Below are 25,369 nucleotides of genomic sequence, written 5' to 3'. Positions count from 1 at the left end.
CACTCCTTCTACCGCCGCACTATCTTGCACCGCACCAAAATCAACTAAATAAATCTGCTTATCCTCTCCTAAAATCAGATTACTCGGCTTAATATCTCGGTGTAATACCGGAGAATTTAACCCATGTAAATAGATGAGAATCTTCAGCACTTGTTTAGCAATCGAACGAACCTGTGACTCCGTAAAGCGCTTTCCCTCATTCAGTAACTGCTGTAAAGATTTGCCGGGAATATAATCCTGCACTAAGCCAAACCAACATAACCCCGCCCCAATTTTTTGATCCAAGGAAAAATAATCCCGATACTGAGGAATTCGAGGATGATTCAGTTGCTTCAACACCGCCGCTTCCCGTTCAAATAACTTAAACTCATCCCACTCCATCTGGGGATTAAACGCCAGTAACTTCACTGTCACCTGTTCACCCGACTGTAAATCTTGAGCTAACCAGGTTTGACGCCCTGCATTATTCCCTAATTGCTGTTGCAGTTGGTAACGTTCCTTTAAATGTTGATTGGGATTAAACAAGAGATTAGTTTTCATGAGTATTGACTGGATTGATTGCTGTAACTGTTCAACGGAATGAAATATATGAATAGACAAAAATAGTTCGGATAAGATGTATCAAATTGCCGTTTATTTACGTATTATTGGGAATATTGATAACGCTCAATTGCTGCAATTGCCTTCTCTTTACTGCCATAGTAATAGTGGATAGTTTTAGTAATCTGAACCGCTTGTTCAAGGTTTCCTGTAGCGACTAATCGGCGTACAATGGCATCCAAGGCTTTAGCTTTTTGTTCATAGTCTGTAATCGTTTTAGCCACCTGAATCGCTTGCTCATGCTCAGTCACTGTGGTTAAATAAGGTGCGATCGCTTGGATAGTCTTACTCTTAATCGAGTCATCGGTGATATGACGAGTTACTCTCAAGGCTTGCTCAGACTCACCAGCATCAGTTAAGTTGAGTGCGATCGCTTGTATCTTTTCAATAATTGTCAAAGCTTGCTTAGACTTACCAGCAGCCACTAACTCTGTAGCAATAACCTCCAACGCCTTTACCTGAATCAAGTCATCCGTAATCGTTTCCGCAGTATCAATGGCTTGAGTATACTCAGCAGCACTCGCATAATTAGCCGAACGATAAGCTAACTTCCAATCTTCCCCAATAAAAATTCCCTGACTATTCCCTCTATCAATACTTTCTGTACCCGGAGCGCATTGAAGCCTACCATCTTCTACAATTGGTGCTGGAGGGTGATTATTACCGGGAGATTTTGCCTGACATAGAATTGCAAATGTTGTCGATTCTCCTGTTTGTTCAATGTTACCAAAAAACACACCGCCAACATGGCTCTCTAAATCGGATGTTCGGGAAACGCTATAGTTAATTACGCTCAAAGGAGTGGCATGACTTGAATAGCTATAGTCTGTGGTTTCAGTGTTAATACCTAGTTCCAGTTCAGTAATATTATCGGTAAAATTACCTTCCTCTAAAACATAAGCTTGCTGGGCGCGATTTATTGATCCAATATAGTGTTTAGGTTCGTATTGCTGTGTTTCACGAGCGATATTAGTAAATTCAACTAATAGATAATATAGTCCTAATAAGCCAATTAATCCCAACAAAGCTAACCAGCCACAACCATAGCCACTGTTTTTATCAACAAGCATTTAACTCTCTCTCCTCCAAAGTAAACCGTACAAAACCACCCAACTTAAAGCCAAAAATCAATCATTGCCCCTTTCACCTCTCTCTCCCTCTGCGTACCTCTGCGCTAACCTCTGCGTCCTCTGCGTTTCTCAAAAACCCTTAAACCAACGCCTACCTAAGCTTGAAGCTGCATCAAATAATAAGCCATGGGAATAATTCCAAAAGAGCCCACATGCATCGACATAACCGTCATTGCCAAATTAGGATGCTTCTGCTTTAATAAACCCGCGATCGCAAACCCCTTCGTTACAAAACCCAAAATAAAGCCAATCAGCAGTAACCCGGCTGTCACACCATACAGAAAAGCTAGGTTCGCGGAACTATCCATGGCGCTAATCAGGAATAACGTAGCAAAGCCCAAAGCCATGAAGAAAAGATAAACACAAAACCTAAACATCCCTTGACTGATATTCTTCAAATATCCCCGACGCTGACAGAATGAAAGACACATCGCCGCCGATAAAATCGAGCCAATGAGACCCAGAGGAAACATTACACTTAAAGAAACCCAACTAACCAAACTAGCTAACAGATAAAATCCATTCGCCAACCCTGCGATTACAAAAGCTTTTCGGAAAGGAATTAACTCTCGTTTGCACAGGATAAAAGATTCAATTAAAACCGTAGCCAATAAGGGTAATCCATACCCGTACATCAATGACATAGCCGGAAGCGTAATTAGACTAGAGCCAAATAACCATCCTCTATTCAATCCACCGCAAGCCATAGCTGGTAATGTCAGCATTAGCAGTAAGGAGACTGTACCTCCTGTCACCTTCAGCCAAGATAGTCTCGGCGGCTGCGGCTTTACGGGGACACCCCTATAAAGAACCAGGGGAGCAGGTGTCAGAGGGAGCAGAGTCAAATCCAGGCTTGGCTTTTGTGTCATCGGTATTCTCCAGCAACTCGTGTTATCTCCCATCTAATCAGTCACATCTTTGAGATCCCATCGGAGTTATTCGAGAACTCATCGACTTCTCATTGACTTGGTTGTAATGGGGTTACTGGACTATATCTCTCCAGCTTCAGGGGCTTATGCAATGCGTGTCCCATTTTTATCACCTGGTCTTTTTTCAGTCGCTTCTGCCTTTCATAAGCTGTCACGCCTTTAAATTGGGAATGGCTAGCGAGCAAGATGCTCAATGCAGTGAGCAAGATGCTCAATGCAGTGAGCAAGATGCTCAATGCAGTGAGCAAGATGCTCACACTACAACAAGGATTTCGTCATTATTGAGATTAAGGTTTAAAATTTCACCCATGCGGGTATCACCTTCACCCATTTGGGGGTATTTATTAACTTGGAAAAGTGATATGTTTATACAAAATAGTTAACCAAAATTGTATCATTTTGTAAACGAAATAAAAGGTTTGTTTGTTGCTAAAATAAAATAGAATTAAAAAGATACATAGGTGCAACCATGCAACTTAGAAACGAGAACTATTCAAAGTTGCCTCGTTTCCTCCATCGCTATTTTCCGCTTCAGAGGATAGGGGCAAAACGATTAGCAGGCTCAACGTTAGCCCAAGTCCTCACGCTAGCCATTGCGGTTGGATTAACTAATCTGGGAGCAACGTTAGCTCAAGTTCCGGGAAATAGTACGATAAACTCGCCAACACCGCAGTCTTTCCCCTCTCCTGGATTGCCAAGGCGTGAGCTAAACGTAGAACCTGTGCGACCTATCCAAATCCCTTCTCTTTATGAACATCCTGATTTCTTTGAGGAAGGACACGAAGAATTCGAGGAACAAATTGACAAGCTAAGACTCCAGAATACGCCAGATTCTTCCGAAGACGAGGTACTCACAATTGAAGAGTCAGCGTACTGGGAAAATCAAGACCATGGAGAGAGTTGGTTGACGAACAAATCCCACTCTGAGCTAAATTAACTGTTTGTAGTCAGCGATGCGAGCGCTTCTGCCACTAAAGTGGCTAAGCTGTCATGCATTTAAATTGAGTATTAGTAGCGCTTCGCGCTGGTCTAGTTACACTTTGTTTGTACGAACATCTCATCTGGACTCAGCTTCAGGTACGGGAGTTGTAAATACACGCCTAGCGATTTGCTATAGTAGCGAGCAAGATGCTCGCACTACAAGGATTTCGTCATTATTGACATTAAGGTTTAAATGCCGAACAGCTATGACCAATGACCAATGACCAATGACGATCTCAACCGTTAACTTTTATGGTGTCCACCTACTTATCACAGGTTTGCCCCGATCCTTTATGGTGAAAACGAATTCCCAGGAAAATATCATAGACGAAACTTAAGAAATCTTTGCCTTGTAGCAGTCCCAATGATTGATGACAGCCCTTTTCTTCTAATAAAGGCTGAGTGGCTCGATAGGCTCTTTGATATTTATACCAGGGAATAGAGGGCCACAGATGATGAATCAAATGGTAATTCTGACCCATAATCATAATATTCAGGATTGGGCTAGGATAAACCCTGGCATTTTTCCAGCGATCGCGTTCTTTGAAGGGACGATGGGGTAAATAGTCAAAAAACAATCCCAATGCCAATCCCACAACCAGGGCTGGGGTAAACCAAAAGTTCATGATATAGCCCAAAAAGCCATAGTGACACGCCAGGTAAATCACCCCCGCCACAAACGCTCGGCTCAAGAACCATTCCAGCAGTTCATACTTACGCCACAAGCGACGCTTAAAGAAAAAGACCTCATGGTAAAAGAAGCGTGCCGCAATTAACCACAGAGGACCCCCCGTGGAGACAAAATGATCGGGATCGTTTTCTGGATCATTCACATTGGCATGATGCTGCATGTGTACCCGGGTAAACACTGGGAACGCAAATCCCAACATCAACGCACTCCCATGACCCATCAGCGCATTCGCGATCCGATTTTTGTGGGCGACATTGTGAGAGGCATCATGGATTACCGTACCCGCCATATGCAATGCTAGGACATTAATCCCAAAGCACAAGGGTGCGGGTAACTCCCACAGCCAGTAACCGCAGGTCGAGAAGACGATCAGAGCCATCGCTACTATGAAAATTAGTAACGTTAGATTAAAATCTTCGGGGGCACCCAAGAATTCTCTGGGCACGGTCAGTGGCTTGATTGCCTCCGACATCGTTGTTTGTACTCCTTATTAACTATCCTTTGGTAGTATAAGATGTCTTAACAGAATTATAAAGTTTTGTTGACATCAGGTCATTTAATCAAAATTGACCGACCGATAAGTTTAACACGTTTTGGCGGCTTCGCTCAAGAGCTGGGGGAAGCTGGCAGCAATTCTCACCAAAAAAGCCGGGGCATGACCCGGCTTTTTTTTTGTGGCTGTGTTTCGTACCTGCGGGACGTTGACATCGGCGAAGAAGTCATTAGCTCAGACCGATGGGCTGCGTGGCTGTTGAATGGAGACGACGCAAACCTTGACATAGCCGCTGCGTTGGTCGCTGGGCTAGGGGAGCACCGGCAGACCGCGACCCGTCTGAAATCAGCCACCCATCAGCGCCTGGGCGAGTCCGATGAAGAGCGGTATTCCCACGGCAAGCGCAATCGGTGTGCCGACGGCTGTGGACGAGCCGATGTAGGCGGAGGGATTGGCAGACGGGATACCGGCGCGTAAAGTGGGCGGTCCTGAGATGTCTGAACTGGAGGAGGCGATGACAGCCAGGAGCACAACGCCGCCAGCGCTGAATCCTGTGGCGTAGTGGGCAATCATACCGAGACCGAAGGCTATGAACCCATGCAGCAGCGGCCCCACAAAGGCATATAGGGCGTACCACTGACCCACCTTACGCAGCTCGCCAAGCCTTGCCGTAGCCTCCATACCCATTACCAGCATCAGTATCGAAAGCAAGCCCCGGAAGAGGGGATCGAAGAAGCTCTCATAGACACTTTCCGGCTGGGTTAGTATGCCTAGAGCGATGCCGAGCAGCAGTGCCGACAGGGCAGAACCCTGGAGGCTTTCCTGCACGATGGGCCATATTTTGACCCGCTCGGACTCCTGGTGGGGATACCCGCTTGCGGTAATGCGCTGCTGGCTGAGATACTCCTGCCTGGTGGTGGGATACTCGCCTGCGGCAACCGGCTGCTTGCTGAGAGACTCCTCCTTGCTCTCCTTGCTGAGAGTATCCTCCTTGCTGAGAGCCTTTTGCTTTTGCTTGCTGACATAAACGCTGGCTAAGACGATCGCCGTCACGAGCGCTGGAATGTCCATGAAGGGATAGAGTGCGGCTGCCCAGGGTTCGTATGTTATGCCTTCCGCTTCCAGTACCGTTATGCCAGCGGCGAGGGTAGAGCCACTCACAGCACCGAACAAACCCGCTGTTGCAATGGCGTCCACGACTTTGACGCCCGGCAGCTTGGCTAACGTGTAGCGCCCGATGAACACGATAAGCATTCCCGTGATCACAGCGAACCCTGCGGGCAACAGCATCTGCACCAGATTGGCATTGCGGATCGCAATGCCGCCGCTCAGTCCAACTTTGATGAGCAGCATGAAGACGATGAATTTATAGACAGCATCGGGAATTGCCAGTCGGCTATTGAGGGCGGCAACGACCATACCACCGATCAGAAAGCCGAGTGTCGGAGACTGCAACTTCCCCAGGAAGAGCGTCAAGAAATCGGACAAAAAATCCACTTTGTAATTCCTCCTTGATCAGATATTCAGATATAAAGTTAAAACCCTTCAGGTTAAACGCCATCGTACTCATCCCCAAAGCCGCAAACCCGATGCAGACTTTGGGAAACACGACCAACCAGAGATGAAGATCTAGTCATTCCAATGTATTTCCATACATAGATCTTTAGAGTCCGTGAAGACGGACTTCGTTGTGTTAGCCTTGGATTTCCAATCCGCGGGCAGTTGTTGCTGTTGGTTTCTACTTGTAACTACAATAGAGCCGGCTGCGGAAGCGCCGGCAGTATACAGAAAGTTTTGACGAGACATGCGAGAGAAATTTGCCATGAATACCTCCTTCCGCCTCCCCTGGTTGGGGGAGTGGTGATTGTGATAAGTGAAATTGGTTAAAAGTTGTAGAAAGCGGGGGTGCAGCGCTACACCCCTACAGCACAGGTATTATGCTAATACCTGTCCCGCAGCACCTACCATAAATCAAGATCTATGTAAGACCCGAATCTCTATGTGCTTAAGTTTATCTTAAAATCTGTACCAATTTGCATGGAAATGCCCAATTCAAATCATAAGTTTTCCTTTTAGTCTCAGAAAACCCCTATATCTGTGGTCAATGTAATCTGTAACCCCTAGTGGGACTCGACAACCTGGCGTCGCTTGCGGTGTTTAACAACCAGATCACCATGCTTTCGTCTGAACGATATTCTTAAGTTTATAAAATTCGCAGGGAAAACCCCATCCCTTTGTGGGTGGGGTTGTTGACAAAATGCTTCCGCTAATCTGAGTCAATCTTTCTCAACAGATGGTAGTGGATTCGCCGATCTTTGGCATAATCTTAAAGATATGGTTCAAGGCAAGACTTTATGGTTTTGCCTTGAATTGTCGTAATAGAATGCATCAAGAGGTAAACTACATGACCCAGAAAGCCAGCAAGCTCGTCATCGTCACGGAAAAGGTGCTACTGAAAAAGATCGGCAAGATCATCGACGAAGCCGGAGCTACCGGTTATACGGTGGTGGACGCTGGCGGTAAAGGCAGTCGCAACGTGCGCTCGTCGGGACAACCCACCGTTTCCGAGAACTTCTCGAATGTAAAGTTCGAGATACTCACCCCCAATCGGGATATGGCCGTGAAGATTTCGGATGAGGTCGCAGCGAAGTTTTTCGATGACTATTCGGGCATCAGCTATATCTGTGATGTGATGGAGGTACTACACGCGCACACGTTCTGACTCAAAACCCTAGTCAGAAGTTACCCCAGCCAAAAATTCCAAACTGGCTCACTGTGAGGCTTTCCGCGATTTTTTAGACGTTCGGCGAGCGCTCAGACTTCGGCGAACGCTCAGTCGAGCTGTCGAGCCGTCGAGCCGCTGCCCTACTTATGTACAATCGCTGAAACCTTGATGTAGCGTGGGTTTCAACCTATCTCTTGTCTATTGCCAAAATAGCGCGTTGGCGGAGCCTGTTCCGAAGGAACGTATCGCGCTATTTTGGCATGCTGGGAAGATGGGGAAGATGGGGAAGATGGGGGAGATGAGGGAGATGGGGGAGATGGGGGAGCTGGGGAAGCTGGGGAAGATGGGGAAGATGGGGAAGATGGGGAAGATGGGGAAGATGAGGGAGATGGGGGAGCTGGGGAAGATGGGGAAGATGAGGGAGTAAGCGAATGACCAATGACCAATGACCAATGACCAATGACCAATGACCAATGACTGAAGCATTCAGGGAACCTCTTATCGTACTGCTATGGTCTTAACCTCATAAGTAGTCGATTATCCACAACGTATCCAGATCATGAAACCCTCTTCCCGATTCCCTGTTCCCTCGACTAAGATGACCCGCCATTTAATATCAGAGGGGGTGTCTTTGGGGTTAAAAACTACGGGTTGGTCAGCAAGTTTAGCCATTGTCCTCGCTAGTACGAATGTTTTAGCACTCAACCCTGCCAACCAAAACCTCCCCGTTCAAAATCAGCTTCAGCGTGATGCTACTGTTGCTCAGAATAACACTGATGACCCTCGATTCACCTGCCAATTCTTTGAGGGGGAGTATACGGTGATGTATCACCCCGAAAGTCAACCTGAGCAAGCTTATGCTTGGGCGACTCCTAGTTTGATGGGTGGCGGTTGGACTCCAGAACGCCGATGTAATGAAATTAGCCGCCGTTTGGAGTTTTATCGACCGGATGGGTTATTGGAAATGCGGACAGCGACGGAAAATAATTACAACATTATTTGTGTCACCACGCAGAAAAACCCAGACTGTCAAATTGTCCTGACTGTACCACCTAATCAAGATCCTCAACTCACTCGCGATCGCGTGTTTGAAAATTTGACGGTTGCTGATAGTGGTCAATCGACGGATGCTGTGACCACCTTTATTGAAGATGATAACCGTTCAGATGTGCTGAATCAGGTATTAAATGAGGGGTTATCGGTCTTGGGAATTGGTCAACCGTCTAGACCCAGTTCTGAAGCGATTAACTTGCGACCTTTTCTTGATCCGGCTGATGGGGGAACAGGAACTCAATTGCGCCAGGGGACACCTGTACACTCAACTCCCCGTCTAAACCCTGATAATTTCCGATGAATCCGGTTCAATTTCGGGTTGAGCAACACTGAGATCTACAAAATTTTGTTGGTTTAAAATCTCGAATAGGTTGACATCGGTTTCCAGTAAACAGGCATGACCTGACTTCGGCAATACCGACATCGTAGCGTTTGGCAGATAGTTGACTAAGGATTTGGCTTCTGCTAACGAACACCACAAGCGATCCGCAGCGCTGGCGAGAATGAGGACGGGTTGAGTCAACTGTTCAAGTGCTGCTGGATCAACCTTAAAATTTCTCAGCATGGATACTCGCCAATGCATGGTTTTGGCAGGTAATGATCGCATCGCCTCTAAGAGGGCGCGGCGATTGCTGGGAATCATCCGATTGAGGGATGATAAGACGGGTAACAATGTCAAAGTAGATAGGTGATAAACATTATCGGGTAATACGCCTAACCATTGTGATCCCCACAGCAACCAAGAGGGTTGACTCACGGATGTGGCTGGGTTACTTAAAATGATTCGGTGCAACAGATGGGGGGCGGTGAGGGCGACCTTTAGGGCTAAACAGCCACCAAAAGACTCGCCACACAGATAAACGCTTTGGCTGCGTCGTTGGCTGAGTTCTGTGGCAATTAAGCTAGCCACCTGATTGGCTAAGTCTTGCCAGTTACTCAAATAGTGGGGAGGAATGACCAAACACCGAACATCAAACGCTGCGGCTAAGTTGGGTATCTGCGATCGCATGAGCTGACCGGTTCCATCCATCCCCGGTAAATAGACAAACAAGGGATAATCCGGATTTGGCGATCGCGGTGTCAGAAAATAAGGATGACTTTTTAGCTCTGGCATCATTGACTTTAGGTAGCCTTCGCTTATACTAGACGATTTCCCCCCTAGGGGCTTTCTCGGCTAACGCTGAGATCTGTATCGATTAGTCCTGACACAACCCTTAGGGATAATTATTTAATCTTTCTTTACAATAAGCGGTAATACGGCTGACTGGCAAATATTCTGAAGGTGGGGATGATTGAAATGGTGGGAAAGAGGGGAACAATTAGGGAGCTGGGGCAGCTTATCGGAGTAGTCTTAGCCGCAATTCAACAACAGGAGTTGACAAAATCGCTATTATATGGATATACGGCAAATTCCCAAGACTTACCTCTGCTGCTGCCTTGACTTAATCTCAGTTCCGTTGACCTGTCACTCAACCTAGAGATGAGCTTGAACTCTCCTAACTTTAACGAAATAATTCTTTATATTGAGAAATAACTCCTTTTTTTTAGTTAGTTCAAGCATTTTTAAACAAAATTTAGTAAACTTTGTTAATGTTTTGTAGCATTTAATACTATTTGTGGGCAAAATGCTAAGTAAAGCCAACTGGATATACCATGACAATCAAGTAAGGGAGGGTGTTTTTTGTAAACAATCGATGACTTCTAATCAAACTCAAAGAAACACATTGACCATCAAAAGCAAGGTAGCCCACAAACTCAGAGACTTCCTGCGCCGAAGCCTAGGTAAGAGGAGTCCCGATGACCAAGAGGCTAGCGTAGAGAGTATCCACAAATACAGGAGGACAGATCATGGTCTAGAATCTATCCAGCAATGGTTAAGCGATCGCATGGCTAATATGGAGACTGTCCTCGCCTTGAGGCAACTCGGCAAAACCATCATTTGGGGAATTAATTCCCTTAACTCATTTAACCAATTCCTTGTCAAACAAGAGTTTGGCAGTTCGTTCAAGATACGGAAACACTGCCCTAAGTGTGCAGGTCTTGTACAGTATCGGGTAATCAGTTAGACTAACAGCTTGTCTACTCGTGCTGACTATCCCCAATAAACATCGATATCTACCAAAAACCTGGCTATCGAGAGTGACTTTAACCAAAAAACTCTCATTTAAGATCGTGCAACATCAGTCATTCCTCGGTATGGGGGAACGTTAGCGAATGATCGCTAAAGGACATCCCCACTTGTTTTTGGGTGATGGAAGCCTAATGGTGTTCCGTCATTTTCAGCCAAGAGCAACTCATGGCTGATTCAACGAGAAGATGGTTGGGAAGGGGGCATCTATTTCTTTCATAAAAAACTGAGGCATAAAAATCATGTTGAATAATTTTAGTACCGATCCCATTTTTACACCTGAGCAAGTTTTAGAAAATCGTGGTCGGGTTGCCATATTCATTGATGGCTCAAATCTATTTTATGCAGCCCTGCAATTAGGCATTGAAATTGATTACACCAAACTGTTGGTTCGTTTAACGGCTGGTTCACGATTACTGCGCTCCTTCTTTTACACTGGTGTTGATCGCACCAATGAAAAGCAGCAAGGGTTTTTGCTGTGGATGCGCCGTAATGGATACCGGGTCATTGCTAAGGATTTAGTGCAGTTACCCGATGGCTCGAAAAAAGCTAATCTAGATGTGGAAATTGCTGTCGATATGATGGCATTAGTGGGGTCTTATGATACTGCCATTCTCGTCAGTGGCGATGGTGATCTAGCGTATGCGGTAGATGCCGTCAGTTATCGAGGAGTGCGGGTTGAGGTGGTTAGTTTACGTTCGATGACTAGCGATAGTCTGATTAATGTAGCGGATCGGTATATTGATCTCGATCAGATTCAAGAAAGTATCCGCAAATCCCCACGACAAAACTATACCTATCGTCCTTTATCCGGTATTGGTATGATGGATGATCCCGGAGATCATTCCATGGGTCATTAAGCTGTTCGCCATTGAAACGTTATTGTCAATGATGGCAATGGCGAAATTCTGGTAAGCTGTTCGGCATTTAAACCTTAATGTCAATAATGGCGAAAGCCTTGTAGTGCGAGCATCTTGCTCGCTACTAATACCCAATTTAAATGCATGACAGCTTAATGCGAGTACCTTGCTCGCTACGAATACCCGAATTTGAATTCATGACAGCGTACTTATGAGTTATGAGTCATTAGTCCTGAGTTTTTAGCGATAAGGACTAATGACTCATTATCAAAATTTCACGAAGCTAGCTCCAATGATTTTGAGTTGGAAACGATGTTTTGCGGTGAGCCTCTGTCTATTGGCTTATGCTCCACTCTTCGGCTGTCAGACTGATAGTCAAACGGTCAAGAAAATTCAACAAGATACAGAGTCCACAGATATTGAAGGATCTCTTGTATTCAACAATGTCACCTTGGAGCAAGCTGATGAACAAGGTCGTCCTTTATGGCGGGTAAAAGCTAACCAAGCAACCTATACTAAAGACAAAAAAATAGCTAAAGTTGAACAGCCCATCGGTGATTTATTTCAGGATGGAAAGGTTATTTTAAAAGTATCAGCCAAGAGTGGGGAAGTTCGGGAAGATGGGAAGCAAATCTTTCTGCGAGGAGATATTACGGCTACCGATACCCGCAATGGCGCGGTTTTTAAGGGTGAGGAATTGGAGTGGTTACCCCAGGACGAGTTGTTAGTGGTACGCCGAAACTTAGAGGGACGCCATCCTGAACAAATCGAGGTTACGGCTAATGAAGGACAGTATTTAACCCGCCAAGAGCAAATGGAACTTAAAGGCTCTGTTCAGGCAATCTCACAAGATCCCAATGTGCAACTGAAAACAGAGCAGTTACTTTGGCAAATCAAAGGGCAAAAGTTAATTGGGGATCAACGGACTCAAACGGAACGGTACAAGGATAACACTGTGACCGATCGCGTAGTCGCTAACCAGACGGACTATAACCTTAAAACCAAAGTCGCGATCCTAAAAAAAGATGTTCAGCTTACATCTATTGATCCCCCAGTTTTAATATCCAGCAATGAGGCAATCTGGGATGTCAAGGCGGAAACAGTCCGCTCAAATCAGCCTGTTCAGATTGTCCATCAGGAAGAGAAGGTAGTGATTACGGCGAATCAGGGACAGGTAGATTTAGAGAGCGAAGTCGCCAATTTAAGGGGGGGTGTTCAAGGGGTAGGGAGTCGCAATCAAGCCGAACTCTACGCCAATCAGGTTAGGTGGGACATTCCCACTCAGAATATGCAGGCGTCAGGAAATGTGATTTATAAACAAGTTGATCCTCCCTTTAACGTCACCGGAGCCACCGCCGTGGGTAAATTACAGGATCAAAGCATGATCGTCAGGAGTGGATCGAGCGATCGCGTCGTCACCGAAATTGTCCCCTAGAGCGAGATGGGGGAGATGGGGGAGATGGGGAAGCAGGGGAAGCAGAGGGAGCAGAGGGAGCTGGGGGAGCTGGGGGAGCAGAGGGAGCTGGGGGAGCAGAGGGAGCAGAGGGAGCTGGGGAAGCTGGGGAAGCAGAGGGATAAATTGTAGAAACGTTCCGGTGAAACGTCTATTGTAGGGGCGGGTTTTACGATTAACATTTGATTTTCACCCTGATGTTACTAAACCCGCCCCCACGGAGTCCAATAATGCCAATGACATAAGACATAAGACATAAGACATAAGACGAATGACGACTACGGCACATCAAAAAGAATACTATTGGGCAGATTACTAATAGCACGTTGCAGGGTGGCTAGCGCTCGGTTGTAGTCTAGTATTGCTGTCAATAAGTTGACTCTGGAACGAGTTAATGCTGTTTGCTGATTAATTACATCAGTTTGAGTACCAACCCCAGCGCCAAATCGTAACCGTGCCAATCGTAAGCTTTCTTGCGCCTGTTCTAGGGCAAAAGATGCCGTTTGAATATTCTCCTGGCTAGCTGTTAACTGGAAAAAAGCTTGTTCCACTTCGAGGCGAATTTGGTCACGTTCATTGGCAAAATTGGATTCCGCGATCGCGACATCGGCTTCGGCTTGTCTGGCTCTGGCTTTTGCGGCTCCCCCATCAAAGAAATTCCACTGGAGCCGCGCTCCTAGGGTTAAGCCATCGGTCGGACCATCACTATCATCCAACTGGGTGGAAATATTATATTGGGCAAACAGATTCACCTGGGGTTTATTGTCCGCTAGAGCAATGCGCCGTTGTTGTTCATTGATATTACGTTGTGCCAGTTGCTGTTCTAACTCCGCCCGGTTTTTCAGTGCTAAAATAATGCTTTCTTCTAGGGAAATTTCCCAGTCCCCTGCCACATCTATAGGATCAGCCGCAGAAATTCCCACCTGCTGATCCAAACTTAACAATTGTGCAATTTGGCGGCGGGCAATGCGTTGCTGACTGATGGCGTTGGTTAACGCTTGATTATTATTGGCGAGTTCCACCTGCGCCTGCAACACTTCAAATCGAGTTCCTAAGCCAGCTTGTTCGAGTAACTGGGCATCCCGTAGACTGCGAGCCGCATCATTAACCGCCGCTTGGCTAATTTCGACTTCGGCATCTGCCTGTTGTAAATTGTAGTAAGTCCTAGTGACATTTAGTCGTAAATCTGCCAGGATGCTTTCTACACCCAGTTGTTGGAAGCGTACCTGTTGTTCGGCAGCTTGAATAGCCGCAGGACGACGCCCAGCCGTATAAGCTGCATAATTTAATTCCAGTCTGGTATCAAAGTTTGTCGATGTGATTGTCCGATTCGTCTGACCCAGTAGCTCTTGTAAAAAACCTTGCTGACCTCCTGTTTCCGACTCGGTTCGGATAAATTCGGCAATAGCGCTAATCGATGGAAACTCGGCAGCTAGGGCTTCTTGCAGCGCAAACTCCGTTCGTTCTAACTGAAGTCTAGCAATTTGTAACTCTTGATTGTTACGTCGTGCCAATTCTATTGCCTGTTCTAGGGTAATTGGCTGAGTCGTTTGCACTTGGACTTCTTCGGTTTCGGTGGGAAACAGCAATGGATTAGCACTGGGATTGAGCAATTCTGATATCGGTAGATCAGGAGTGGTAGACGGTATCGGCACAGATTCGATCTCTGGTGTGAGAAAGTCGGGTGAAGGTGTTTCGGGTTCCTCCAGCGTGGGAAGGGAGGGAATGGATTCAGGGGTTTGACCAATCGAATTCTCTGGCTGTTGGGTAACGAGTTGCTTAGAGTCTTGAGCCAGTTCTGTGGGATTGGGGGAATGTTCAGTCTCAGAGGTTACGGGTTCACTTGTAGAGTTCAAGGACTCACTTGTCTGAGCATGGGTTGGTTCCTCTATGGTGTTCCGGGGGAAATGACGTTGCTCCCTTTTGATCGCGCCTAAGCTCGTGCTGAAGCCATCAGGATCAATTCCTTCTGCCATCTGCCTGGTTGGTGAGCCTGTCGAACCACTGCCATCTACCTTTGCTCGCTCATCGTCCGCATCAACGAGTACGTTCTCCTCAGTTGATTGGGGAGCCACATCTGTCAATCCTCTCTGTGTCACCTGATCACGTTGATGAGTCGGGGCTTGACGTTGAAAGCTAAGCGGCGACGGTAAATCTTGAGAGGCGCTTGGTTTTGTATAGATCAGAGCGATCGCAGTCCCCACACCTAGAGCTACAAAATCACGAAACGTTGGCATAAGTTTAAAGTTGGGTCTTTAGTCTAAAAAAAATTATTTTGCTTACATTGAGTAGAGTCACCATAGGCAGAATAATCGCTTATCTGTGAGGTTGGCAAACTGGGTCAAGATTAGAGTATCTCAATCAAGCTTGACACAAGCAATCAGCAGCATCTAGTGCATCCTGGCAAAAATAACTAACCAGCTCCCCCAGCTTCCCCATCCCCAGCTCCCAGACGTGCCATGGCACGTCTCTACATTGCTCCCTCAGCTTCCCCAGCCGTTAATAGCTGAATTAGACCATTGACCATGCGATCGCGTTCTAAGGGTAAAATATCATGACCCTGCATTATGTTTTGCACGATCAGGTAATGAACCAGAGATCCGGTAAAAATCCGGGCGGCGACGACGGGATCGGACAATTTGAGTTGGGGTTGAGAGGCTAGGTATAAGGAAAGCCGTTCCATTAAGGGTTTTATAATTTCGCGTACATGGGTTTGAGCCAACTCCGGAAACCGCTCAGACTCACCGATAATTAACCGCATCAAGGTTAACAGCGCTGGATTGTTCGCAAACTCGTCGAGTACCGCCGTTGCTATTTGACGCAGAACCTGCTCAGGAGGTGTTTGCAAGTCTGGCTCAGTGGGCAAATTGAGGATGAGCTGACTGTTGTTTTGGGTGAGTTGGTGGATTAAGGCAATAAATAATCCCTGTTTATCTTGAAAGTAGTTATACAGCGTGGGTTTGGACACTCCTGCCGCTGATGCAATCCGATCCATGCTCGCTGCTGCATATCCATGCTTGGTAAACACTTGCAAGGCACCTGCCAAAATTGCTTGGGCTTTATCGGGTTTTTCTGGGTTGGAGAGGTTTGAGAATTGGGATGGAGTGGAACGATTCATCGTTTGAGTTTTGAGTTTTGAATGTGTAGGGGCGGGTTTTACGACTATCCTTTGTTCACTGACCTAGATGTGACTAAACCCGCCCCGAAAGTGCGATAGTTTTGATTCTGCCTTTGGCTCAGGGGGAGAAAGGATAGGTCGCCCGATCCATGCTTCTTATTTTACTAAACCGTTTAGTTGACATTACTAAACCGTTTAGTAAAATATAGGCAGATACAGATAACGCTTTTCTCTAACGGGAGAACCCCCATGAGCTTAGATCTGTTAAACCATCAGGCACCATCAACCCAATCACCGCGCCGTTGGCTAGCGTTTCTCGGCGTCGCCATTTTGGGGCTGGCTGGAACAGCATGGGGACTTTGGCAATTTCGAGTGGCTCAGATGAGGGAGGCTCAAACGGAAGTCTCAGTTGTGCCTGAAATCCTAACAGTGACGGCATTGGGGCGGTTGGAGCCAGCCGGAGAAATGATTAACCTCACAGCATCAACCTCAACTCAGCTAAGCCGAATTGAGGAACTGTTCGTGGAGGAGGGCGATCGCGTCCAAGCTGGAGAGATTATGGCGATTTTGGATACCCGCGATCGCTTACAAGCATCCCTCCAAAAAGCCGAGAACCAGGTTCGCGTCGCTCAGGCAAAACTGGCACAGGTAAAAGCTGGCGTCAAAACGGGTGAACTGCAAGCCCAGGGTGCGGAAATTGCCCGACTTGAGGCAGATCGAGCAGGAAGTTTGGCGGCTCAACAGGCGGCTGTGGATCGGCTGGAGGCAGAAGTACAAAATGCTCGTCTTGAATATGAGCGATACGAATCCTTGTATCAGCAGGGTGCTGTCTCCGCCTCTCAACGGGATGCCAAGCGGCTGGCTTACATCACGGCTCAACAACAGGTTCAGCAGGCACAAGCCGAGTTAGCGCGGATTGAGACAACCAGTCAAGAGCAAATTCAACAGGCACAAGCCACCCTGGATCGACTCGCCGAAGTGCGCCCTGTAGACATCGCAGCAGCAGAGGCAGAAGTTCAAGCTGCAAAAGCCGCCGTTGTCGAAGCCCAAGCCAATTTAGAGCAAGCCGAAGTGCGATCGCCCCATGCGGGTCAAATTATAAAGATTCACACCTATCCGGGCGAAAAAATAGCGGATCAGGGCATTGTTACCTTAGGACAAACCCAGCAGATGAAAGCGATCGCGGAAGTCTATCAAAGCGACATTCTCAAGATTCAGAAGGGTCAACCTGCGACGATTACATCACCCGTTCTGCCTAACTCACTCCAGGGTACAGTCGAGCGGATTGGCTTACAAGTCGAGCAACAACAGGTTGTTGATGAAGATCCCGCTGCCAACATTGATGCCAAAGTCGTTGAAGTTCACATTCGTCTCGATCCTAACTCAAGTCAGAACGTGGCAAGATTGAGCAATTTACAAGTTACAGTCACGATTCAAACTGAATAATTAGTCATTTGTCATTCGTCATTCGTCTTATGTCATTTGTGATAATTGAACGGTTAGGTCGGGGCGGGTTTAGTTATATCAGGGTAAAAATGAAACGTTAGTTGTAAAACCCGCCCCTACAAAAGATCCCCAGCTTTCCCAGCTTCCCCTCACCACAATCCTTATTCAGCAATCCCTAATTAGACATCATGCTTGGCTTAATCCAAACATTACAACAGCGCACTCCCCTAGGGTTACTTCAGCTTAAACATGATCGAATGCGGCTGTTAACCGCGATCGCAGGAATTACCTTTGCCGATGTGTTGATTTTCATGCAACTGGGATTTGCTGATGCCCTTTACAGAACAAATACCCAATATCCTCGCACTCTACAAGCCGACTTAGTAGTAATTAGCACCCAAGCCCAGAACTTTGGGCAATTGCGAACCTTTACCCGACGGCGACTTTACCAAGCTCAAGACGTACCAGGAGTCACCTCTGCCGATGAATTGTACCTCGGCTCAGTGCAATGGCGAAATCCTCAAACCCGCAAAAAGACATCGATGCTGCTGATCGGACAAAATCCCGATCGCCCTGCTTTTAATTTACCTGAAGTTAATCAGCAACTTGACGCAATTCGGTTACCGGATACGGTGTTATTTGACCAAGCCTCGCGGGGGAAATACCAGGATTTGATTGCCCAGATGCAACGGGGAGAGACAGCCACCACTGAAATTGGACAGCGAACCGTAACTGTCGCTGGATTATTCCAAGTTGGCGCATCTTTTGCCGATGATGGCGCATTAATTACCAGCGATCAAAACTTTCTGCGGCTATTTCCCAAACGGGATGCTGGATCGGTAAGCTTGGGGTTAATTCGTCTGCATCCGGGGTATGAGCCAGAACAGGTGAGGGATGCTTTAGCTACACGGTTACCCGAAGATGTGCAGGTGCTGACGAGTCAGGGTTATGTGGATTTTGAGATTGCCTATATTCAATCGAGATCACCGATTGGGTTTGTCTTTGGCTTAGGTACAGTCATGGGATTGATTGTCGGTACTGTGATTGTCTACCAAGTGCTTTCGACGGATGTGAATAGTCACTTGGAAGAGTATGCCACGTTCAAGGCAATGGGTTATCGGAATACTTATTTGTTAGGGGTAATTTTTGAAGAAGCACTGATTTTATCGGTGTTAGGGTTTATACCCGGTTTAGCGATCGCATTAGCGGCTTATCAAGTTACAGCGGCTGCAACCGCCCTACCTTTGGCAATGCCCTTGAGTCGGACTATTTTTGTGCTGCTGCTGACATTTGTCATGTGTGGTGCATCAGGCGCGATCGCAACTCGTCGTCTCCAAGCGGCTGATCCGGCTGATATTTTCTAAAGCTGGGGGAGATTGTGTAGGGGCGGGTTTTACTACTATCTTTTGGGTTACACCCAGATGTCACTAAACCCGCCCCTACTTTACCAATGACGAATGACGTAGCTTGCTTCTCGCGAAGCGAGTATGACGAATGACGAATGACAAATGACCAATCAACCCGTAATTTCCATTCACAAACTTAACCATTATTTTGGCACAGGACAACTGCAAAAGCAGGTGTTATTCGATATCAATTTAGAGATTTTTGCTGGCGAAATTGTGATTATGACGGGACCTTCGGGGTCGGGGAAAACTACGCTATTGACCTTATTAGGCGGTTTGCGATCGGCTCAGTCAGGCAGTTTAAATGTGTTAGGGCAGGAACTTTGTCAAGCTAGCCAGAATATTTTGGTACAGGCAAGACGACACAATGGTTATATTTTCCAAGCACACAATTTACATGGCAGCTTAACGGCGCTGGAAAACGTGCAAATGGGGTTAGAAGTTCATGGCATCTTTGCCAAGCCAGAACGCCATCGTCGAGCCGCGCAAATGCTCAAGCAGGTTGGTTTGGAGGAGCGCATCAATTATTATCCGGCAGATTTATCAGGTGGACAAAAACAGCGAGTCGCGATCGCCCGCGCTCTTGTCAGTCGTCCCCAAATCGTGCTGGCTGATGAACCCACCGCCGCACTAGATAAAAAATCGGGACGAGATGTGGTTGATATTATGCACGATTTAGCTAAACAACAGGGGTGTACAATCTTGCTTGTAACTCATGATAATCGCATTTTAGATATTGCAGATCGGATTATTTATATGGAAGATGGGCGCTTATCCAAGCCACCTGAATCAGTGGCGATTTCCCAGTAATCCAGTTTGCCGGAAAACTGCTGCATATTTATCATGTCATACTACGCTAGACTAAGATTGGAGTAATTTATTAGAGCGTTTTCAGGCAACGTGATCCAATTCACACGCCGAGAAATAGAAAAAGCTTGGCGAGAAAACCTATCCGCTTCTTCCAGCAAAAACCCCAGAACCAATCCTCATCGTCTACTATTGTTTTACGCGGTTGAGTGTGGACTCAAAGCCATTCTGATGCGCCGAAGCCAGAGAGACTGCACGGATGCCAGTATTGCTGAATTTGGGCATGACATCAATCGGTTACTGGATACGTTGGGAGCTAAGGGAAGTTTGAGGCTACCTGCTCATATTCGGCTAAAAGATATTAAAATTCAAGGTTCTCCTCAACAAAGAAACTTGACCCCCGATCAAATTAACCAACTCTGGAGATATGGTCATAGTTTTTGGAAAAACTCTCAAATCAAAGATAAAGATTTAGAGTCAATGCTGTTAAAAATAGTTGAGTGGATTAACGGAGAATTAAGAAACACATGAAAGCGATGAGACTCTTAACCTGGTTGGATGTGCGACGAGTTATTCGTCGAGAAACGAACTATGGAAGTAAACTACCAGAGGGTATCGTCAGCATTCGGAGTTTTTCTGATGCCATAGAAATTGGCATATTGTCTGAGGATTATCTAGATAATGCCAAGCAAGCTCTCAAAGAATGGTTTGGAGATTGGTATCAACAAGACGATGATTTAATTCAACTTGACTTGGGAGAAGGAATTTTACCCGTCGAGTTTATTCACGAGGAAGAAAGCGGCGATACCGATATTCCGATTCGCCCCTTCTGGGAAGAAGTCGCTTACTTGCAAAATAATGGTGAGCCAGAGACTGAAGTTCCCAAAAATCTCCATATCCCAGAAGCCTATCCCAATACCAGCCCCCAATTAGTTGCCTTTTATTCGTTCAAAGGAGGGGTAGGCAGAACCCTGCACTTAGCCGCCCATCTTTTTGCTTTACTTGAGCGAGCCAGAGAACTGAATCAAGCCAAAACATTTTTAGTCGTCGATGCTGATTTAGAAGCACCGGGTCTAACCTACTGGAATCGCGCTGAAAAACAACAACCGACTGTTTCTTTCATTAATTTTCTGGAAGCTTACCATGCTTCATCTCTGGAACCAGATCAAGTGCTTTCCTTTTTTGCGAAAGAGCTAAAAAAATCTCCTAAACGAGACGGAAAATCGACAATTTACTTTCTTCCGGCTTGTCTTGGCGATCGCGAATTACTCGATACACCTATTCTACCCGAACATTTAGTCAGAACTATCGATGGAGCATGGGAATTTGGGAATGCTTTATCTCAATTAGGTCAGGCTGTAAATGCAGATTATGTACTCATTGACCTGCGTTCTGGTTTAAGTGAAATTTCCAGTCCGATTATTTTTGATCCGAGAATCCAACGGTTTATTGTAACCACAATTAATGACCAATCAGTCAATGGTTCGAGTTTAGTTTTGCAGCAGTTAAGTCACACCGCCCCTCCAGAAACAGATGTTGAAGAAGAAAACTACTATGATCCTCTGCTATTGATCACTCTACTCACACCAGAACTTAAATCACTCCCGGCTTTTGACGAAGCTTTATCTAGATTCCAGGCGGCTTATATTCAGTCTCAAGGCGATGTTTATCAAACTCGTTTAAAAATAAAGGAAACTGATTTTACCCAGGAATTACTTTACTTGAATAATTGGGAGGATGCTCGTGCAAAACTTAGCCCGACTTCAGTCATGAAAGTGGCTAAAGAGTGGGCAGAGAGTCAGTTAATAAAACCGAAAGAACAGCGCTCAGATTTACCAACAACTCAGGACTCTGATCCCTTGGCAGCAGTGCGTCGTCTCAGAGATGTGTGTCAGCAGTATGAATATGCTGAAAGTGGGCAAGGAGAGGACTTGTTAGTCACTGAACCGTTGAAAAACTTAGCCACAACTTTTCGGGATGAGTTACCGCGTGTAGTCTCAATTGGCTCCAAAGGTTCAGGTAAAACGTTTAACTATATTCAGTTGTCACGTTTAAAGTATTGGCAGAACTTTATTCAGCGGGTTTTGGGGGAAACGAATGAATCTGAAGAGAAAACTTATATATTTCCCATGCTGCAATCGCTGAATCTTCGAGACAATGCCATTAAAATTATTCAAGAGGCAAGAAATGAAGTCATCTCTGCTTCAGGCAATAGTTTTCCAGAGTTTTCTCAGTCAGAACATAACGATAAGATTGAAGCAGCACTTGCCAATCAAAACTGGGGAAAGCAGGAATGGACACAATTTTGGATTAAAGAGATTGCCAGATCTGTTGGTCTTAACCCAGAAACCAAGGACTATTGGAGTTTTAATGATATTAACAATGCCCTGAAACAGAAATCCTTGCGGGTAATCTTTTTATTTGATGGGCTAGAAGATATTTTTTCTGACGCATCCTCTAATCCAATACAGCAAGCCGCGATTGAGTCTCTGATTCGTCTACCAGCCCGGTTATCAGAAATCCGAAAAAATAACTTAGGCTTAATTCTTTTTATCCGGCGTGATTTTGTCCGTTATGCCATCACCCAGAATTTATCTCAATTTGAAAATCTATACGGGTCTTATGATTTATATTGGGATGCTGATTCTTTTATGAATCTAGTTTTTTGGGTTTGCAGTCAAGCGCAAGTTATCGATGTCGATGAATCAGAACTAGATAGCATGACTCGCGAATATCTCATTGAAAAACTGGAAAATTTATGGGGTAAAAAACTAGGTTCTGATAAGTCAAAAGAAGCTTATACCCCGAATTGGGTATTCGCCGCTCTGACAGATTTTAAAGGAAGGCTACAAGCTAGAGATATTGTGCGCTTCTTATATCATGCTGCTGATGAAACCATAGAAAATGCCAAAGAAGTTCAATTTGAAAAGTGGTCTACCAGCCGTCTCTTACCCCCCCAAGCGATTCGTCGGGCTTTGGAACCCTGTAGTAAGAAGAAGGTTAAAGAAGCCAAAGAGGAGTATCCCGCTTTTAGAACATGGGTTAATACTCTCCAATCTAAAGACCCAAAAGAAATGCGAGTCCCCTTTACCTTAGATAATTTTGAGATCGAACCATCAACGTTAAGTATGCTGGAAGAAATCGGAGTGGTTTATGAAGACCGAGCTAAAGATGATACGCCGCGATATTATATGCCAGAAATTTTTCGCGCAGGTCTAGATTTCATTTTAGATAAAGGGGCGCGTCCTCGGGTTGTCGTGTTGAAGCGCAAGGCTCTAGGCTCAGGGATTATTTAATCCTAACCGTAGGGGCGCAAGGCTTGCGCCCTCAAAGTAATAGTAACTGTAGGGTGGGCAAGATAAATCAATTTATTTTGACTGCTTTTCAACGTAGGAAATTATTGCCCACCTTACCTAAAACGGTAACAGGAATATTTATCAGTTAGTTTTCGTCAGATACATCGAAAACTACTTCAAATTCTGCCGCAGGTATCAATCGATTTAACAGCCTCAAATGATCCCAAGCATCCTGTCGATTGTAGAACCGGGCTACGGTGTAGCGACGAGCATCGGGAAGTAACCGTACAATTGTCCAAGGATAGCTGTAGGCTTGAGTCTGTCGTTTCGTCTCCTCGGTTCGCCGCTTAGTTAGGGTTTGCTGGATAATCCCGTAAATCTGGGTTCTTTCAGTATAGAATGCCTGAAGCAAGTAATCAAGTAACTTTGATGGAATTGCGAAACCGTGCTGGCTTAACTCGCCGACAAGTGGCGATGGAGTTGGGAGTGACGGAAAAAACAATTTACGTGTGGGAGACGAGTTCAAATCCACCTCGCCTGACGGTGGCTCAGGTTCAGCGCTTGATCGAGATGTTGAATTGTTCTATGGCGGAACTGGTTGAAGCGACAGAAAATCGCTCCTAGATTAAGTGATCTGTCAATTGTAATTGCTACACAAGGAAAGTAAAAAGATATGGTGCTGAAGGGGTCAGTTTTTAGGCGTTGGTAAGGGCGCACGTCTATGCGCCCCTACTTTCGTCAAAACTCTTTCTTTATCCTTTGGACTTATGCAACGGAAACCTCCTGTAGCATTGGTCGATAAAGGGTATCGCGTTGCTGATCAGGACGCCCTAGCGAATGAATCGCTTCTTGGAGAGTCTCGACTTCCATACAGGTTCCCCCTTGAGCGCCTGCCATAGTGGTGATATGTTCTTCCATTAACGTGCCGCCAATGTCATTACAGCCCCATCTCAGGGCTTCCTTCGCACCAGCCAAACCCAATTTCACCCAGCTTGGTTGATGGTTGGAAATCCAATTACCCAGGAAAATTCGCGCCACCGCCGTTAATAATAGGGCATCCTGGAGAATCGGTTGATCTCGCCCCACACGCTGACGCAACGGTTTAGGGGCATCTTGACCAACAAAAGGCAGTAGAATAAACTCTGTGATATAGCCCTGATAGCCTTGAGCGCGAGTTCGTTGCTGAAGCGATCGCAACTTGGCTAAATGCCCCATCTGCTGTTGGTTCGTTTCAATATGACCCGAAAGCATTGTGCTAGTTGTGGGCATTCCCAATCGATGCGCCGTTCCCACAATGTCTAACCAGGTTGTCGTATTTGTCTTTTCCGGACAAAGGATGCGCCGCACTTCGTCATCTAAAACCTCAGCCGCCGTTCCAGGCATTGAACCAACTCCAGCCTCTTGCAGTGCGGCAATGACCTCAGCATACCTCAATCCATCTTCTTCAGCGATAAATTGAATTTCCTGGGGGGAGAATGCATGGAGATGCAATTGGGGAAAGGCTTGCTTAATCGTTTGCACCAATTCCCGATAATAAGGTAAAGCCGCGCCATTAATTTTTGCCTCTGGGTTCAATCCCCCCTGCATACAAATTTCCGTCGCCCCCCGTTGTACTGCATCCTCTGTCTTTTCCAGAATTTGCCCCCAATCTAGCCAATACGCCCCCTCTGTACCCGCATCGCGGCGGAAGGCACAGAAACTACAGTGCTGAGTACAAATATTGGTAAAGTTAATATTACGGTTAATCACGTAGGTAACGCGATCGCCTGCTTGGTGATGGCGCAATTGGTCAGCCGTTTCCTGAATCGCCGCCACAGCAGTCGGTTCAGTTTGCTGGAGGAGAATCACACCTTCCTCTGGAGAAATGTCTTCACCAGCTAAGGCACGGTTCAGAATGGCATCAACGGAGTTGGTAATCACGGAATATCTGGACAAGATAGGGAAACACTCCTCTTGATACTACTATGCCCTAGAGTATCGAGCCAGTAATCATTGACACTCCCCCGGCTGAAGGCGCAGGGGCTTGCACCATCGCATCTTTGTGCATGCCCTTTAGCGAAGCGAATAGTCAATTGTAGGGTGTAGGGGCGGGTTTAGGGACAATCGTAGGGGCGGGTTTAGGGACAATCGTAGGGGCGGGTTTAGGGACAATTGTAGGGGCGGGTTTAGGGACAATTGTAGGGGCGGGTTTAGGGACAATTGTAGGGGCGGGTTTAGGGACAATTGTAGGGGCGGGTTTAGGGACAATTGTAG

At 46.2% G+C, this 25,369-nt stretch carries 23 protein-coding genes and 1 pseudogene; 13 read left to right on the top strand and 11 right to left on the bottom strand.

The window, feature by feature from the left end; translation table 11 throughout:
- From RIB93_RS10690 to RIB93_RS10680, 3 genes are all read right to left on the bottom strand, one after another.
- On the bottom strand, positions 1–540 hold a 540-nt coding region (locus RIB93_RS10690), incomplete at its 3' end, for a serine/threonine protein kinase (protein ID WP_446372765.1).
- 104 nt (positions 541–644) lie between these two features.
- Entirely contained in the window at positions 645–1,670 is a 1,026-nt protein-coding gene (locus tag RIB93_RS10685) for a type IV pilin-like G/H family protein (protein ID WP_446372764.1), read from the bottom strand.
- Positions 1,671–1,825: 155 nt separating this feature from the next.
- Positions 1,826–2,599: a hypothetical protein gene (locus RIB93_RS10680; RefSeq protein WP_446372763.1), complete on the bottom strand. Its 774-nt coding sequence runs from the start codon at positions 2,597–2,599 to the stop codon at positions 1,826–1,828.
- A 529-nt stretch (positions 2,600–3,128) separates the two neighbouring features.
- Here RIB93_RS10680 and RIB93_RS10675 point away from each other — a divergent pair.
- The gene (locus RIB93_RS10675) at positions 3,129–3,596 is read left to right on the top strand and encodes a hypothetical protein (RefSeq protein ID WP_446372762.1); all 468 of its coding nucleotides are present in this window, start codon (positions 3,129–3,131) and stop codon (positions 3,594–3,596) included.
- A gap of 307 nt (positions 3,597–3,903) precedes the next feature.
- Here the strand turns inward: RIB93_RS10675 and crtR are convergent, their stop codons facing one another.
- Positions 3,904–4,803 carry a beta-carotene hydroxylase gene (gene crtR / locus RIB93_RS10670; RefSeq protein WP_446372761.1) on the bottom strand — a complete coding sequence of 300 codons (900 nt, stop codon included), beginning with the start codon at positions 4,801–4,803 and terminating at the stop codon, positions 3,904–3,906.
- 366 nt (positions 4,804–5,169) lie between these two features.
- A complete protein-coding gene (locus RIB93_RS10665) occupies positions 5,170–6,321 on the bottom strand; it encodes a sodium-dependent bicarbonate transport family permease (RefSeq protein ID WP_446372760.1) in 1,152 nt (383 codons plus the stop codon).
- A gap of 907 nt (positions 6,322–7,228) precedes the next feature.
- On the opposite strand from RIB93_RS10665, the gene RIB93_RS10660 reads away from it, so the two are divergent.
- The 3 genes from RIB93_RS10660 to RIB93_RS10650 all read left to right on the top strand — a co-directional run bounded on the left by RIB93_RS10660 (position 7,229) and on the right by RIB93_RS10650 (position 8,903).
- Positions 7,229–7,546 (top strand): P-II family nitrogen regulator, encoded by a 318-nt coding sequence (locus RIB93_RS10660; protein ID WP_446372759.1) that lies wholly within the window; start codon positions 7,229–7,231, stop codon positions 7,544–7,546.
- 258 nt (positions 7,547–7,804) lie between these two features.
- The gene (locus RIB93_RS10655; protein ID WP_446372758.1) at positions 7,805–7,984 is read left to right on the top strand and encodes a hypothetical protein; all 180 of its coding nucleotides are present in this window, start codon (positions 7,805–7,807) and stop codon (positions 7,982–7,984) included.
- Positions 7,985–8,108: 124 nt separating this feature from the next.
- Positions 8,109–8,903, top strand: coding sequence for a COP23 domain-containing protein (locus RIB93_RS10650; RefSeq protein ID WP_446372757.1), 795 nt, complete (start codon positions 8,109–8,111; stop codon positions 8,901–8,903).
- Here RIB93_RS10650 and RIB93_RS10645 read toward each other — a convergent pair.
- A complete protein-coding gene (locus RIB93_RS10645; protein WP_446372756.1) occupies positions 8,880–9,719 on the bottom strand; it encodes an alpha/beta fold hydrolase in 840 nt (279 codons plus the stop codon). The two genes, RIB93_RS10650 and RIB93_RS10645, sit on opposite strands and share 24 nt — an antisense overlap.
- Before the next feature lie 577 nt (positions 9,720–10,296).
- On the opposite strand from RIB93_RS10645, the gene RIB93_RS10640 reads away from it, so the two are divergent.
- From RIB93_RS10640 to lptC, 3 genes are all read left to right on the top strand, one after another.
- Entirely contained in the window at positions 10,297–10,668 is a 372-nt protein-coding gene (locus RIB93_RS10640) for a hypothetical protein (protein WP_446372755.1), read from the top strand.
- 304 nt (positions 10,669–10,972) lie between these two features.
- Positions 10,973–11,590, top strand: a complete 618-nt coding sequence (locus RIB93_RS10635; RefSeq protein WP_446372754.1) for a LabA-like NYN domain-containing protein — start codon at positions 10,973–10,975, stop codon at positions 11,588–11,590.
- Positions 11,591–11,846: 256 nt separating this feature from the next.
- Positions 11,847–13,025, top strand: a complete 1,179-nt coding sequence (gene lptC, locus RIB93_RS10630) for an LPS export ABC transporter periplasmic protein LptC (RefSeq protein ID WP_446372753.1) — start codon at positions 11,847–11,849, stop codon at positions 13,023–13,025.
- Positions 13,026–13,321: 296 nt separating this feature from the next.
- On the opposite strand, the gene RIB93_RS10625 is transcribed toward lptC, so the two are convergent.
- Complete coding sequence (locus tag RIB93_RS10625; protein ID WP_446372752.1) at positions 13,322–15,280, bottom strand: TolC family protein; 1,959 nt, start codon at positions 15,278–15,280, stop codon at positions 13,322–13,324.
- Positions 15,281–15,513: 233 nt separating this feature from the next.
- Positions 15,514–16,161: a TetR/AcrR family transcriptional regulator gene (locus RIB93_RS10620; protein ID WP_446372751.1), complete on the bottom strand. Its 648-nt coding sequence runs from the start codon at positions 16,159–16,161 to the stop codon at positions 15,514–15,516.
- 249 nt (positions 16,162–16,410) lie between these two features.
- Between RIB93_RS10620 and RIB93_RS10615 the strand changes: the two genes are divergently transcribed.
- The 5 genes from RIB93_RS10615 (at position 16,411) to RIB93_RS10595 (ending at position 23,116) form a co-directional block, all read left to right on the top strand.
- Positions 16,411–17,607: an ABC exporter membrane fusion protein gene (locus tag RIB93_RS10615; protein WP_446372750.1), complete on the top strand. Its 1,197-nt coding sequence runs from the start codon at positions 16,411–16,413 to the stop codon at positions 17,605–17,607.
- A gap of 188 nt (positions 17,608–17,795) precedes the next feature.
- Positions 17,796–18,971 (top strand): ABC transporter permease DevC, encoded by a 1,176-nt coding sequence (devC, locus tag RIB93_RS10610; protein WP_446372749.1) that lies wholly within the window; start codon positions 17,796–17,798, stop codon positions 18,969–18,971.
- 144 nt (positions 18,972–19,115) lie between these two features.
- Positions 19,116–19,823, top strand: coding sequence for an ATP-binding cassette domain-containing protein (locus RIB93_RS10605; protein ID WP_446372748.1), 708 nt, complete (start codon positions 19,116–19,118; stop codon positions 19,821–19,823).
- A 90-nt stretch (positions 19,824–19,913) separates the two neighbouring features.
- Entirely contained in the window at positions 19,914–20,351 is a 438-nt protein-coding gene (locus RIB93_RS10600; RefSeq protein ID WP_446372747.1) for a hypothetical protein, read from the top strand.
- Positions 20,348–23,116, top strand: coding sequence for a ParA family protein (locus tag RIB93_RS10595; RefSeq protein ID WP_446372746.1), 2,769 nt, complete (start codon positions 20,348–20,350; stop codon positions 23,114–23,116). Before RIB93_RS10600 ends, RIB93_RS10595 begins: the two co-directional genes overlap by 4 nt.
- Positions 23,117–23,261: 145 nt before the next feature.
- On the opposite strand, the gene RIB93_RS10590 is transcribed toward RIB93_RS10595, so the two are convergent.
- Positions 23,262–23,528 carry a hypothetical protein gene (locus RIB93_RS10590; protein ID WP_446372745.1) on the bottom strand — a complete coding sequence of 89 codons (267 nt, stop codon included), beginning with the start codon at positions 23,526–23,528 and terminating at the stop codon, positions 23,262–23,264.
- A gap of 17 nt (positions 23,529–23,545) precedes the next feature.
- Here RIB93_RS10590 and RIB93_RS10585 point away from each other — a divergent pair, with 17 nt between their 5' ends.
- Positions 23,546–23,740: a helix-turn-helix transcriptional regulator gene (locus RIB93_RS10585; RefSeq protein ID WP_232231752.1), complete on the top strand. Its 195-nt coding sequence runs from the start codon at positions 23,546–23,548 to the stop codon at positions 23,738–23,740.
- A gap of 141 nt (positions 23,741–23,881) precedes the next feature.
- Here RIB93_RS10585 and cofH read toward each other — a convergent pair whose 3' ends face one another.
- The gene (gene cofH, locus RIB93_RS10580; protein WP_446372766.1) at positions 23,882–25,036 is read right to left on the bottom strand and encodes a 7,8-didemethyl-8-hydroxy-5-deazariboflavin synthase subunit CofH; all 1,155 of its coding nucleotides are present in this window, start codon (positions 25,034–25,036) and stop codon (positions 23,882–23,884) included.
- 148 nt (positions 25,037–25,184) lie between these two features.
- Positions 25,185–25,369: pseudogene (locus RIB93_RS10575) on the bottom strand (adhesin); the annotation flags it as partial.

It is taken from the genome of Coleofasciculus sp. D1-CHI-01 (assembly GCF_040218875.1).
In the GTDB taxonomy this organism is placed as follows: Bacteria; Cyanobacteriota; Cyanobacteriia; order Cyanobacteriales; family Coleofasciculaceae; genus Coleofasciculus.
The sequence above is the reverse complement of the archived record's forward strand: the minus strand, read 5'-3'. Positions and strand labels throughout refer to the sequence as shown.